We start from the raw sequence: 12130 nt of genomic DNA, 5'->3' as shown, positions 1-12130 counted from the left end.
TTATTATGAATTCAAAAGTTTTTATGGTCGTAAGAATACTTCTTGGGCTTTTCGTTTTGTTTTTTGGGCTTAACAAGTTCTTTCATTTTATGGCATTTGGAGAGATGTCTCCTGAAGCAGGGGCTTACTTCGGAGCATTATCCTCTGTTAAATTAATTACTATAGTCGCTATTGTAGAAATTGCAGCGGGATTGGCATTTATTTTTAACAAATACGGAGCTCTTTTAGCTCTTATTTTAATGAGTATTTCTGTTAATGCCGTACTGTTTCATGCTATGTTAGCTCCAGAAGGCATTGCTGGCGCTTTAATTTTACTAGTTTTAAACATTATTGTGCTTTATGGCTATAAAGACAAGTATAAAGATTTACTGAGTTAACCTTATTCATATGAGGTTGTCTTAAAAGGTCATAGTGACTTATTAGACAACCTCTTTTATTTTCTTAACTTTACTCAAATTTTATTTATTTGTTTAAACCTTTGAATAAGCAAAAATTAAATATCCCCAAAACTACAACAGCATTCTTATTTTTTATGTTGCTTTTAGGCTGTGTTTCAAAACGAAGCATATCTACAAATGCGAACAATATAGAAACATCTCCTAAGATTATTTTTTTAAACTATGCTATTAAAAAAACTTCAGACGGTAATAGGTCCATTCGTTTTATAAATAAAAAAGTTACTGAAGGAAAACTAAAAAACCACTATAGTAGATCTTTAGAGAGTGCTGCCTCTGGAGACCTACAACTCTTTCAACTTGATAAAAAGTCAAATATCCTACAAAGTATCATCATAAAAAACCCACTTGCTAAAACTATTGAATATGTGAATGAATCTAAATCGCTTCAATCCCACAGCATTGATTTAGATAGTACACGATTTTCATGTAGACTACAATTAAACCCAAATACGAAATACGTTAGTATTCATGGTCTTAATACAACCAAAAACCAGTCAATCCCTCTAAATAAAACCAAACTTAATTGACTATGAAGTATTTTTTAATGTACATAGTATGTTTTTTAAATATAGGGTTGACCGCTGCTCAAACTTTTGATATGGATACCATTAAATTTTCGGGAGATAGCGACAAAAGAATAAATCTTGTTATTTTAAGTGAAGGATACCAAACTACAGAATTAACACAATTTATTACTGACGCAACCAATCTTACCAACGACATGTTTAGCCAATCACCTTTTTTAGAGTATGCTGAATACTTTAATGTGTATGCGATAAAAGTGCCTTCAAATGAAAGTGGTGCGGATCATCCAGCAACAGCTACAGATGTTACAGAGCCTGTAACCCCCGAAGTTTATAAAGACACTTATTTCAATGCTACTTTTGATGCTTTTAATTTTCACAGGTTTCTCTTTTATGGTATTAACTATACAGATGCCATACCAGCTGAAACAAAAATACGCTCTGTTTTAGCTGATAATTTCCCAACTTACGATCAAGCTTTAATTCTAGTTAATACTGATATTTATGGAGGGACTGGCGGAGAGTTTCCTATAGCTTCAACTTCAGCAAACGACATTGCCATACATGAGTTGGGACATTCTTTATTTGATTTAAAGGATGAGTATTATGCTGGAGATGTTTTTGTTGGAGAAGCTATTAATATGACTCAGGAGAGCAATCCAAGTTTAGTGAAATGGAAAAACTGGATTGGAATTAACGGTATTGGAATTTATCAACATTCAGGAACCCCAATTGCAGCTACTTGGTACAGACCACATCAATCGTGTAAAATGCGATATTTAGGCGTCCCTTTTTGCTCGGTTTGTAAAGAGGGTATGATAGAAAAAATACACAGTTTGGTATCTCCTATCGCCTCTTATATGCCTATTTCAAATACAGTTTCAAACCCAAGTTTCCCTATTGATTTTAATTTAAACTTAATAAAACCCATTCCCAATACACTTGAAAGTTCATGGACACTTAATACTGCCAATTTTGCTACAAATATTGATAATGTAAGTGTCTTAGAAACCGATTTAAATGCAGGACTAAACAATTTAACAGTTGTGGTTACTGATAATACAGCACTTTTAAAAGTTAACAACCATGAAACCATTCATGTATATATGGTCACTTGGACTATTGATAATACGTCTTTAGGAGTTAAGGATATTGAAGCTGATAGTAATAATTTAAGTATTACCATGTATCCAAACCCAACAAATACCATAGCAAACTTTAAAATTGAAAGTGAAAAAGACGCCTATTTAAAAATGGACATTACTAGTTTGGATGGTAAAAAGTTAAAAACAGTATCCGCATCTAATTATGAAATCCAACAAATTGATATTAGTAACTTAAGTCAAGGTATATACATAGTTAATTTCTATACAAACAATGCATTAGTTGCCAGCAAAAAATTAGTGAAGCAATAAGTTATAGATTTTATGACCTTTTGCTTTAGCTTATGAGCGATTCAAAGTCTATATTCTTTAAATCAAAACTCATTAAATTATTGTTTAGGAGGGTATTCCAGTAATACTTTTTCAACTATAGCATTTAATCGTTCTTCACGCTCTCCTGGTATAGCGTTAGGATTATAATTTGATTCGCTTACGGCTTGCCAAAACAATTGTTTTTTCTTTTCATCAACAAAATCAATTATTATCTGACGATTAACATGAGACTGGCCTACAGGCAAACCTATTGATATACCACCTCCTACATTTCGGCCACCACCTCCCAAACCAACACCTACTGTGCTACGCTGTGCTTCTTGAAATTCACTACTTTTAATATCAATGAAAAAATCTGGGTTATCGGATAAACTAAATCCTTTTGTTGTCATTTTGGCATCTATGGCATTTAACAAACGTTTGGTGTCCAATTCGCTTAACCCCGTATTCATATCACTGTAATAATTATAGGTTTTATAATTATTAAAATCAGTTGTTCTATCAAAATCGTAACTAACTCGAATAGGCGCGCATCCTATAAGTAACGAAGCAAGCAAAATAATTTTTAAGAATTTCATAGTCATAATTTTAGGATTAAAGTTAATCAAAAATTATTCCACATATAAAGTAAAAGTTTTGAATTTGAGTTTAGTATCCCGAAATTTGATTCATAAAATCGTTAGCATGGTATCTTATTCTAAGTGTATTTTTTTAATATGCTTTCTTTTTTGCCTCAATCTTTTTTCTCAGACTAGCCGTCCACAAGAACCAAAAGAACCCTATAATTATGTTTCAGAAGCCGTCTATTTCACCAATTCAAAGACGAATAATATAAAACTAGCAGGAACGCTTACACTTCCCAAAGATATCAAAAAACCAGCTGCCGTTATTTTAATAAGTGGCTCTGGGCCTCAAAACAGAAATGAAGAATTAGCAAATCATAAACCTTTTTTGGTCTTGTCCGATTACCTAACAAACAATGGAATCGCAGTTTTACGATATGATGATAGAGGAACAGCTGAATCTGAAGGCGTCTTTAATGATGCTACTACTTTCGATTTTGCCACCGATGTTGAAGCTGCCATCACTTATTTAAAAACAAGAAACGATATTGACACGTCTAAAATAGGTCTTATAGGACATAGTGAAGGTGGGCTTATTGCTCCCATGGTTGCTTCAAAAACTAAAGATGTAGCCTATATCATATTACTTGCAGGAACAGGTGTAAACGGAGCAAAAGTTTTAGAAACCCAATCTAGGCGAGCAGCAGAATTAGCAGGAGCTAATAGTGCTATTCTGGATGAAAATGAAAAATTATCAAAAATTATTTACAATATTATTAGAACCCATTCTGACATAGAAAATATTAAAATCAAAATCACTGAAGAACTTAATAATTTTAAAACTCAGCATCCTAAATCTCTAATAACTCCTTATATTACCCCTGCTTTAATCGAACAACAATTGAGCATTTTAAAATCTAAATGGCTACTCACTTTTATTAGAATAGACCCAAAAGATTATCTAGAAAAAACAACATGCCCTGTATTAGCCTTAAATGGAAGTAAAGATTTTCAAGTATTACCAAAAATTAATTTAGAAGGTATTAAAAGCGGATTGGAGATTGCGAGAAACAAAGATGTAACCATTAAAGAGTTAGAAGGTCTAAATCATCTGTTTCAAACTGCCAAAACAGGAAGCATGCAAGAATATGCTCAAATTGAAGAAACCTTCTCTCCTGTAGCTTTAAAAATAATAAAAGATTGGATCTTAGAACGATTTAAATAATCAGCCTTAATCATTCAACATCTTCCACAAGATATCCTTTAACTCGGTAATTCCCTGCTGCGCTACAGACGAAATAAATAAGTATGGGATAGGAAGTTCGTTATCCAGCTCTTTTTTGAGTTCTGCCTTCAACTCATCATCTAGCATATCACTTTTCGATATGGCTATGAGACGTTCTTTATCAAGCATTTCTGGATTGTAGCGACGAAGCTCATCCAATAAAATATCATATTGCTTCCTAATATCATCTGCATCGGCAGGTATTAAAAACAATAAAATAGAATTACGTTCTATATGACGCAAAAAATAATGCCCCAAACCTTTACCTTCGGCAGCCCCTTCTATAATCCCAGGAATATCCGCCATGACGAAGGTTTGAAAATCGCGATACTCTACAATTCCCAAGTTAGGTTTCAGTGTTGTAAATTCATAGTCGGCAATTTTAGGTTTTGCTGATGTTACTACCGATAATAATGTAGATTTTCCCGCATTCGGGAACCCTACCAAACCAACATCGGCCAATATTTTTAATTCTAGCGTCACATATTTCTCTTCTAATGGAAGCCCAGGCTGCGCATACCTTGGTGTTTGGTTTGTTGAAGACTTAAAATGCCAGTTTCCCAGTCCGCCTTTACCACCTTCTACAATAATTTTTTCTTCACCATGTTCGGTAATTTCTAAAAGAACAGTATCCGTTTCGGTATCCCGAACCACAGTTCCCAATGGAACTTCTAAATAAACATCCTCTCCATCTGCACCTGTACTTCGTCCTTTACTTCCATGTTCACCATGACCAGCCTGAATATGTTTTTTGAATTTTAAATGAAGAAGTGTCCATAGATTAGAATTTCCCCGAAGAATCACATGACCGCCACGTCCACCATCACCACCATCTGGCCCACCTTTTTCAATATACTTTTCGCGATGTAAGTGTGTAGAACCTTTACCTCCATTACCAGAAGCGACATACATTTTTACATAATCAACAAAATTCCCTTCAGTCATGAATTATCTCGTTTTTGTCATCCCCGCAAAGGCGGGAACTCTTAAATTAAAGCTAAATATTTATACGGACCCGCCTTTACAAGAATGACAAAAACCTATAGATTATCTATTACAGCACTTAAACGAACTGTTATTTCGTCAATGCTACCAACGCCATCAACACCAAAATATTTATTCTGTGACGAATAAAAATCTTTTAAAATAGCTGTTTTATCATAATACTCAGCAATTCTATTTCTAATAATAGATTCATCTGCATCATCGGCCCTTCCACTCGTTTTACCACGGGACAGCAAGCGCTCAACCAAAATTTCATCATCAACTTCTAAAGCAATCATCGCATTTATTTGAGAATCTTTGCTATCCATTAACTTCTCTAAAGCCTCTGCTTGCGCATTGGTACGCGGAAAACCATCAAAAATAAAACCGTTAGCATCTGTATTTTTTTCAACCTCGGCATTTAGCATATCAATAGTTACTTGATCTGGAACCAACTCGCCTTTATCCATATATGATTTAGCCAACATACCTAAAGCCGTTTCGTTTTTAATATTGTATCTAAAAACATCGCCTGTAGAAATATGTACCAAATGATACTTCTCTTTTAAAAAATCTGCTTGTGTTCCTTTTCCAGCTCCTGGAGGGCCAAATAGCACTAAGTTTGTCATGTGTTGCGTTTCTTTTATTTGATATATTTCTGGTAAATTCCTTCCTAATCCGTCATAATCCAAGCCAAAGCCAACTATAAATTTATTAGGGATTTCAATACCAACATAATGTAGTTTATAATCTTTTTTATAGGCCTCTGGTTTGTAAAATAACGTTGCGATTTTTAGCGATTTTACTTTTTCATTTTCAAAAATCCTGTGAACCTCGGCCAAGGTATTTCCAGAATCGATAATATCTTCTAAAATAATAACCGTACGACCTGTTAAATCCTGAGTTAATCCAATAAGTCTTTGAATATCTTCAGTCGATTTAACACCTTCATATGATGCCAACTTTATAAACGTGACCTCACATGGTTTGGGGTACTTTTTTACAAAATCGCTTACAACCATAAACGATCCATTCAAAATACCAACAAATACTGGGGTTTCATCACCCACGTCTTCAGCAATTTCTATAACTAAACGCTGTATAACATCATCAATTTCCTTAGCAGAAATAAACGGTTTAAAATATTTGTCGTGTAGCTTTATCACGGTTACTAATTTTTGAAGGAGCAAAGATAATCATTAGATTACAAATAACGATTTTTTGGTTTACGATTTAGGTGCTAATTAATATTTAAGTGTATTTTTGCGTATCCTTATTCAATTTCAGTAAAAAAGAAATCAATGAACTACTTTTCTTCAGATTTTAAACTTGGCATTCTTGGTGGTGGACAATTAGGTAAAATGCTGCTTAACGATACCAGAAAATTTGATATATACACCTCTGTTTTAGATGCCAGTAACGAAGCACCTTGTAAAATTGCAAGTAATGAGTTTCATTTAGGTGATTTAATGGACTATGATACTGTGTATAATTTTGGAAAACAAGTTGATGTCTTAACCATTGAAATTGAAAATGTAAATGTAGATGCTTTAGAAGCTCTTGAAAAAGAAGGCATAAAAGTATACCCTGCATCTAAAACATTGCGAACGATTCAAAATAAAGCCACCCAGAAATTGTTTTATGTTGATAATAAGTTGCCAACAGCACCTTTTTCGCGCTTTGCTTACACTTCTGAAATTAACGAAGCCATAAAAAATGGAGGTTTAACCCTACCATTTGTTTGGAAATGTGCACAATTTGGATATGATGGTACTGGGGTAAAAATTGTAAAAACCCTTCAAGACCTAGAAGGTTTGCCAAATGTAGAATGCATTGCCGAAACCTTAGTGCCCTTTAAAAATGAACTAGCTGTTATTGTGGTTAGAAATGCTTCGGGAGACATAAAAACGTTCCCAGTTGTAGAAATGGAATTTCACCCAGAAGCCAATCAAGTAGAATATGTTATTTGTCCTGCAAGAATTCCAGACGAGGTTGCAGAAAAAGCTACAGAAGTCGCTTTAAAAACATCTGAAGCATTTAATCATGTTGGGTTATTAGCTGTAGAAATGTTTCAAACGCAAAACGATGATATTTTAATAAATGAAGTAGCTCCTAGGCCTCATAATTCTGGCCATCAAACTATAGAAGCCAGCTATACATCGCAATTTGAGCAGCATTTAAGAGCTATTTTAGATTTACCTTTGGGAAGAACCAGTAATAAGGTTGGTGGTGTTATGGTGAATTTAGTAGGTGCTGAAGGTTATACCGGCAATGTAGTTTATAAAAATATTGAGGGCATTATGAACATGGATGGGGTAACGCCTCATATTTATGGCAAAAAGCAAACACGCCCGTTTAGAAAAATGGGCCATGTTACCATTGTAAATGAGGATTTGAATGAGGCACGAAGAATTGCTGAAGAAGTAAAAAAATCAATTAAAGTTATAAGTGAATAAGCCCTCCTTAGCATTATCAAAAGTAAAAACATCTTTTTAGTTGAAGATAGAAACGCAGTTTGCAAGGGATTTTTAAATATTTTAAGTTTTGGTATTGAGGTCTTGACTGCGCTTGACCTCACATAAAATAAAAATTTATGAAAAAAGTAGGAGTAATCATGGGAAGTAAAAGCGATCTTCCAGTAATGCAAGACGCTATTGATATTTTAAAAGGTTTTGACATTGAAGTTGAAGTAGACATTGTTTCGGCTCACAGGACTCCTGAAAAATTATTTGACTATGGCAAACATGCACATACAAGAGGATTTGCAGTAATTATTGCTGGTGCCGGTGGCGCAGCACATTTACCTGGAATGATCGCATCTTTATCACCCCTTCCTGTTATTGGTGTGCCTGTTAAAAGTAGTAATTCTATAGATGGTTGGGATTCTGTGTTATCTATTCTACAAATGCCTGGAGGTGTTCCTGTTGCTACGGTTGCTCTTAATGGTGCAAAAAATGCAGGAATTTTAGCTGCTCAAATTATAGGCTCAAACGATAATTGTGTTCTAGATAAAGTTTTAGTTTACAAAGAAGGCCTAAAACAAAAAGTAAACGAATCGACTAAAGATTTAAAATAAAAAAGTCCCAAATTAAATTTGAGACCTTTTCGCTATTAGTGTATAATTCTATTGAGTTAGTCACTCTGTGTATCATTGGCTACAAAAGTACAAAAAAATATTATGCGCACATAATAAAACGACATTTTAACATATTTCTTGAAAATGACAAAAAACATATTAGTAAAACCCTTTGAAACAACATATAATTCTGCTCCCTTTTCAAAGATCAATAATGAGGATTTTCTACCCGCTTTTAAGCAAGCTATTACCAGTGCTAAATCTGAAATTGATGTTATAGCTAAAAATGATGATTCTCCAACTTTTAAAAACACTATTGAAGCTTTAGATTTTTCTGGTGAGCAATTAAATAGAATTTCTAGTATCTTCTTTAATTTGAACTCAGCAGAAACGAATGATACGATTCAAAAAATAGCGCAAGAAGTATCGCCCTTACTATCTGAGTTCAGTAATGATATTACCTTGAATGAAGACTTATTTAAACGCGTAAAAACCATATATAATTCAAAAGATTCATTAGATTTAACCACAGAGCAGCAAACGCTTCTAAATAAAAAATATAAAAGTTTTTCAAGAAACGGTGCCAATTTACCTGAGGACAAAAAACAAGAACTTCGAAATATTGACAAACAATTAAGTCAGTTAACACTAAAATTTGGAGAAAATGTATTAGCGGCAACCAATGCTTTTGAAATGCATATAACTGACGAAAATGATCTATCAGGCTTACCAGACGGGGCCAAGGAAGCTGCCAAGCAACTAGCTGAATCTAAAGAAAAAGAAGGTTGGGTATTTACATTAGATTATCCTAGCTATATTCCCTTTATGACCTATGCCGATAACCGGGAACTAAGAAAAAAGCTAGCACTGGCTGCTGGAGCAAAAGCCTTTAAAGGCGATGCTCTGGATAATCAGGAAAATATATTACAAATAGTAAAATTACGTTTTCAGCGTGCTAATCTTTTAGGATATAAAACACACGCGCATTTTGTTCTGGAAGAGCGTATGGCAAAAACACCTGAAACTGTTGAAAGTTTTTTAAATGAGTTGCTCGAAAAAGCAAAGCCTGCTGCTAAACGGGAGTTTAAAAATCTGGAAAATTTCGCCAAAGAATTAGATCATATTGATCAACTTGAAAAATGGGATGGTTCCTATTATTCTGAGAAGCTTAAGCAGAAATTATTTAGTCTTGATGACGAAAAGCTAAAACCATATTTTAAATTAGAAAACGTAATACACGGCGCCTTTACAGTTGCCAATAAACTATTCGATCTAAATTTTGAAAAAATAGATACCATAGACACTTATCATGAAGATGTTTTAACCTATAAGGTAACCAATAACAGTGGTGATTTTATTTCTATTTTTTATGCCGATTTTTTTCCAAGAGCAGGAAAACGAAATGGTGCATGGATGACCTCTTACAAACCGCAGTCAATAAAAAATGGTATCAATGACAGACCGCATATATCTATTGTCTGCAACTTTACAAAACCGACAAAGAGCAAACCGTCCCTATTAACCTTTAACGAAGTTACAACTTTGTTTCATGAGTTTGGACATGCATTACATGGTATGTTGGCAAACACGACCTACCCTAGTTTATCTGGAACCAGTGTATTTTGGGATTTTGTTGAATTACCAAGTCAGGTTTTAGAAAACTGGTGCTACGAAAAAGAAGCTTTAGAATTGTTTGCCACCCATTATGAAACAGGAGAAGTAATCCCGATGGATCTTGTTGAAAAAATAAAAGAATCTGCAACCTTTCATGAGGGCATGCAAACACTAAGACAAATAAGTTTTGGATTATTGGACATGAGCTGGCATGCTAACGAATCTCCAGAAACCATCACATCGGTTAAAATACACGAAACAGAAGCTTTTAAAAACACCACATTATATCCTGAAGTTTTCGAAAATTGTATGAGTACCTCTTTTTCACATATTTTTCAAGGAGGTTATTCCTCTGGGTATTACAGTTATAAATGGGCAGAGGTTTTAGATGCTGATGCTTTCGAATATTTTAAAGAAGCAGGTATTTTCAACAAAGAAGTTGCCGATAAATTCAAAGATCATGTTCTATCTCAAGGAGGAATAGAAAATCCCATGACGCTTTATAAACGTTTTAGAGGCAAAGAGCCTAAGCCTGAGGCATTATTGAAACGGGCTGGGTTGTTGAATTGAAATAATACAACAAGCTTAAATATACAACAAACCGTCATTGTGAGACTTTGAAAAAGTCGTGACAATCTGTTAAACTAAAAGATTACCACGTCACTTCTCTCTTCGTAATGACGGCTTGTTTTTAATTCTCTTTATTAAGCGTGTTGTGGCATTGGTGTAAAAAAGAATTCTTCTCTTACGATTTTACCATCTTCAACAGCATATAAACAAACCTCATCCATATTAATTCGAGGAGCACCTTTAAACGTTACATCCATTTTCATAGTACATGAAAAAAATTTATCTGCCACTATAGGATCTGAAACTTCCATACTATGGATTTCTTCCACCATTTCATTGAACTGCTGTTGTTTGGCAATAACAGCTTCTAAGCCTTTAGTTTCCTTAACAGGAGCTCCGTCTGGTTCTACACTTACAATATTTTGTCCATATAATTCTTGTGTAGCTTCAGCAAATTTTCCTTGCCTGCAATAGTTTACTAACTGTTCTGCAACTTCTTGTGTTGTCATAATTTTTATTGATTTTATAATTAATAATCTTTAATTTGTATAAAAGCACCTTAAAATGAATTATTTAAAAACTCATTTAAAGGCCTTATGGCACTAAAATGTTTTATAATATCCTTCTTTAGGTTAGGTGAATTATAATAACTTGTTAAAGAAAGGTTAGCCATAGCATAAAACTGTTTGTTATATATTAATGGTGTTTTATTCGCCACAGCTTCATGAGCTTTATCAATACGTTTAGACACATCCCCCATCATCCCTCCTAAAACATCATTGAATTCTTCTGCTTTAGTTATAGCTAAAAAATCGTCAATATTATGGGCTATATGATTTCTTACTGCTTTTAATTCTGGTGATTTAACACTAAATAGCCCGCCTCCAACGTGGATCGAATCTGCACTAATACCCAAATAATACCCAGGAAGCATAGACTTTTTACCATTAGGAGAAAACCCAGCTTTTAAGATAGTATGATAAGGTGTCTTATCTTTTGAAAATCGAACATCTCTATTTATTCGAAACAGGGCTTTCTTTTCTTCGGTTGGAATTCGGCTGTCCCATTCATGAAGTATTGGAAGCAGTTCTGAAAGTAATTCTAAAAAAGGTTGTTTAACATCATTTTCATAGCGCTTCTTATTGGCATGAAACCATTCTTTATTATTATTTTCATTCAGTTCTTTAAAGAATTCGGTGTAAGCTTGTGTTATCATTTGTCTTTATGAATTATTGTATCCAATGCCAAGTTTGTAAGCGACTCCCACGAATCTTTATATTCAACACCCAATTGATACCAACCTGACATAGGTTTTTTATTTTTAAACGGACTAAACATTTCCAATGGTACATCGACCACCTGAACATTAAACTGTTTTCCAAGCTTAAATACCATCTTCTGTTTTGTAGAAAAAAATGCAAATACTTTTCCTTTATAATGTATCGCTTCAGAATGCATCATTTTGCCAGCAGTCACTCCTTTGTGGCTAGAACAAAATTTAACTCTTATGGTTTCGAAATACTGTTCGGGTTCCATGGGATTATTTAACGGTGTTTTCAAAATTATAAAATGAATACATGCTTTTAAGAGGTCAAATACGACACTTTTAGGTGTTGATTA

Annotated in this window: 13 protein-coding genes; 7 read left to right on the top strand and 6 right to left on the bottom strand. The window is 33.9% G+C overall.

The window, feature by feature from the left end:
- Positions 1-5 precede the first annotated feature (5 nt).
- The 3 genes from HHX25_RS09585 (at position 6) to HHX25_RS09575 (ending at position 2397) form a co-directional block, all read left to right on the top strand.
- Complete coding sequence (locus HHX25_RS09585) at positions 6-377, top strand: DoxX family membrane protein (protein WP_169672566.1); 372 nt, start codon at positions 6-8, stop codon at positions 375-377.
- Positions 378-478: 101 nt separating this feature from the next.
- Positions 479-985, top strand: coding sequence for a hypothetical protein (locus tag HHX25_RS09580; protein ID WP_169672564.1), 507 nt, complete (start codon positions 479-481; stop codon positions 983-985).
- Between the two features lie 2 nt (positions 986-987).
- Complete coding sequence (locus tag HHX25_RS09575) at positions 988-2397, top strand: T9SS type A sorting domain-containing protein (protein WP_169672562.1); 1410 nt, start codon at positions 988-990, stop codon at positions 2395-2397.
- A 77-nt stretch (positions 2398-2474) separates the two neighbouring features.
- Here the strand turns inward: HHX25_RS09575 and HHX25_RS09570 are convergent, their stop codons facing one another.
- The gene (locus HHX25_RS09570; RefSeq protein WP_169672560.1) at positions 2475-2996 is read right to left on the bottom strand and encodes a DUF4136 domain-containing protein; all 522 of its coding nucleotides are present in this window, start codon (positions 2994-2996) and stop codon (positions 2475-2477) included.
- 106 nt (positions 2997-3102) lie between these two features.
- Between HHX25_RS09570 and HHX25_RS09565 the strand changes: the two genes are divergently transcribed.
- On the top strand, positions 3103-4206 hold the full coding sequence (locus HHX25_RS09565) for an alpha/beta hydrolase family protein (protein ID WP_169672558.1): 1104 nt from the start codon (positions 3103-3105) through the stop codon (positions 4204-4206).
- Positions 4207-4212: 6 nt separating this feature from the next.
- Here the strand turns inward: HHX25_RS09565 and obgE are convergent, their stop codons facing one another.
- Both obgE and HHX25_RS09555 read right to left on the bottom strand, forming a co-directional pair.
- Complete coding sequence (gene obgE / locus HHX25_RS09560; RefSeq protein ID WP_169672556.1) at positions 4213-5211, bottom strand: GTPase ObgE; 999 nt, start codon at positions 5209-5211, stop codon at positions 4213-4215.
- Between the two features lie 95 nt (positions 5212-5306).
- Positions 5307-6416: an adenylate kinase gene (locus HHX25_RS09555; protein WP_169672554.1), complete on the bottom strand. Its 1110-nt coding sequence runs from the start codon at positions 6414-6416 to the stop codon at positions 5307-5309.
- 135 nt (positions 6417-6551) lie between these two features.
- Here HHX25_RS09555 and HHX25_RS09550 point away from each other — a divergent pair, with 135 nt between their 5' ends.
- From HHX25_RS09550 to HHX25_RS09540, 3 genes are all read left to right on the top strand, one after another.
- Positions 6552-7706, top strand: a complete 1155-nt coding sequence (locus HHX25_RS09550; RefSeq protein ID WP_169672552.1) for a 5-(carboxyamino)imidazole ribonucleotide synthase — start codon at positions 6552-6554, stop codon at positions 7704-7706.
- Positions 7707-7843: 137 nt separating this feature from the next.
- A complete protein-coding gene (purE, locus tag HHX25_RS09545) occupies positions 7844-8326 on the top strand; it encodes a 5-(carboxyamino)imidazole ribonucleotide mutase (RefSeq protein WP_169672550.1) in 483 nt (160 codons plus the stop codon).
- Between the two features lie 144 nt (positions 8327-8470).
- Complete coding sequence (locus tag HHX25_RS09540) at positions 8471-10510, top strand: M3 family metallopeptidase (protein WP_169672548.1); 2040 nt, start codon at positions 8471-8473, stop codon at positions 10508-10510.
- Positions 10511-10644: 134 nt separating this feature from the next.
- Here the strand turns inward: HHX25_RS09540 and HHX25_RS09535 are convergent, their stop codons facing one another.
- The 3 genes from HHX25_RS09535 to HHX25_RS09525 are packed head-to-tail and all read right to left on the bottom strand — an operon-like array spanning position 10645 to position 12070.
- Entirely contained in the window at positions 10645-11019 is a 375-nt protein-coding gene (locus tag HHX25_RS09535) for a SnoaL-like domain-containing protein (protein WP_169672546.1), read from the bottom strand.
- 50 nt (positions 11020-11069) lie between these two features.
- Positions 11070-11726 carry a DUF2461 domain-containing protein gene (locus HHX25_RS09530; RefSeq protein ID WP_169672544.1) on the bottom strand — a complete coding sequence of 219 codons (657 nt, stop codon included), beginning with the start codon at positions 11724-11726 and terminating at the stop codon, positions 11070-11072.
- Positions 11723-12070: a hypothetical protein gene (locus HHX25_RS09525; RefSeq protein WP_169672542.1), complete on the bottom strand. Its 348-nt coding sequence runs from the start codon at positions 12068-12070 to the stop codon at positions 11723-11725. The genes HHX25_RS09530 and HHX25_RS09525 overlap by 4 nt, the downstream gene beginning before the upstream one ends.
- Between the last annotated feature and the right edge of the window lie 60 nt (positions 12071-12130).

Origin of the sequence: Flavivirga algicola (assembly GCF_012910715.1) — a bacterium.
In the GTDB taxonomy this organism is placed as follows: Bacteria; Bacteroidota; Bacteroidia; order Flavobacteriales; family Flavobacteriaceae; genus Flavivirga; species Flavivirga algicola.
Note: the sequence above shows the minus strand (reverse complement) of the source record. Positions and strands in the feature narration are given on the sequence as shown.